Source organism: Nocardia ninae NBRC 108245, from assembly GCF_007990755.1.
Classification (GTDB): Bacteria; Actinomycetota; Actinomycetes; order Mycobacteriales; family Mycobacteriaceae; genus Nocardia; species Nocardia ninae.
On record NZ_BJXA01000183.1, the window covers coordinates 1 to 1,644 of the forward strand.

Genomic DNA, 1,644 nt, shown 5'->3' on the forward strand with positions numbered 1-1,644 from the left:
ATGTTCCGGCGGTGTCCTACTCTCCCACACCCTGTCGAGTGCAGTACCATCGGCGCTGGCAGGCTTAGCTTCCGGGTTCGGAATGGGACCGGGCGTTTCCCTGCCGCTATGGCCGCCGTAACTCTATGAAACTATCCACACAGCAGCGCTGACACAGAGCCGCCGGCGAAACCCCGGGATAGGGGAATCGCAGACGATAGGTGTCTGCTGCAGTGTCTGTGTGTTGTTTCAGATACTGCACAGTGGACGCGTAGCTTCTTTGTTGGTAAGTCCTCGGCCGATTAGTACCAGTCACCTACACCCGTTACCGGGCTTCCAGTTCTGGCCTATCAACCCCATGGTCTGTGGGGGGCCTTAACCACTCGAAGGTGGTGAGAAACCTCATCTTGGAACAGGCTTCCCGCTTAGATGCTTTCAGCGGTTATCCCTTCCGAACGTAGCTAACCAGCGGTGCTCCTGGCGGAACAACTGGCACACCAGAGGTTCGTCCGTCCCGGTCCTCTCGTACTAGGGACAGCCTTCCTCAAGTTTCTGACGCGCGCGGCGGATAGAGACCGAACTGTCTCACGACGTTCTAAACCCAGCTCGCGTGCCGCTTTAATGGGCGAACAGCCCAACCCTTGGGACCTACTCCAGCCCCAGGATGCGACGAGCCGACATCGAGGTGCCAAACCATCCCGTCGATATGGACTCTTGGGGAAGATCAGCCTGTTATCCCCGGGGTACCTTTTATCCGTTGAGCGACACCGCTTCCACTTGCCGGTGCCGGATCACTAGTCCCGACTTTCGTCCCTGCTCGAGCTGTCGCTCTCACAGTCAAGCTCCCTTGTGCACTTGCACTCGACACCTGATTGCCAACCAGGCTGAGGGAACCTTTGGGCGCCTCCGTTACATTTTAGGAGGCAACCGCCCCAGTTAAACTACCCACCAGGCACTGTCCCTGAACCAGATCATGGTCCGAGGTTAGAAGTCCAATACGATCAGAGTGGTATTTCAACGATGACTCCACAAACACTGGCGTGCCCGCTTCACAGTCTCCCACCTATCCTACACAAACCGTACCGAACACCAATACCAAGCTATAGTGAAGGTCCCGGGGTCTTTTCGTCCTGCCGCGCGTAACGAGCATCTTTACTCGTAATGCAATTTCGCCGAGTCTGTGGTTGAGACAGCTGAGAAGTCGTTACGCCATTCGTGCAGGTCGGAACTTACCCGACAAGGAATTTCGCTACCTTAGGATGGTTATAGTTACCACCGCCGTTTACCGGGGCTTAAATTCTCAGCTTCGCACCCGAAGGCGCTAACCGGTCCTCTTAACCTTCCGGCACCGGGCAGGCGTCAGTCCGTATACATCGTCTTACGACTTCGCACGGACCTGTGTTTTTAGTAAACAGTCGCTTCTCACTGGTCTCTGCGACCACCCCCAGCTCAGGAAGTAAATTCCGTCACCAGAAATGGTCCCCCTTCTCCCGAAGTTACGGGGGCATTTTGCCGAGTTCCTTAACCACAGTTCTCTCGATCGCCTTAGTATTCTCTACCTGACCACCTGTGTCGGTTTGGGGTACGGGCCGTGTACCAACTCACTAGAGGCTTTTCTCGGCAGCATAGGATCACTGAATTCGCCTCAATCGGCTACGCATCACC

At 55.7% G+C, this 1,644-nt stretch carries 2 rRNA genes; both read right to left on the reverse strand.

The window, feature by feature from the left end:
- Positions 1 to 3: 3 nt before the first annotated feature.
- Positions 4 to 120, reverse strand: a 5S ribosomal RNA gene (rrf, locus tag NN4_RS44555).
- A gap of 141 nt (positions 121 to 261) precedes the next feature.
- Positions 262 to 1,644, reverse strand: a 23S ribosomal RNA gene (locus tag NN4_RS44560); the annotation flags it as partial.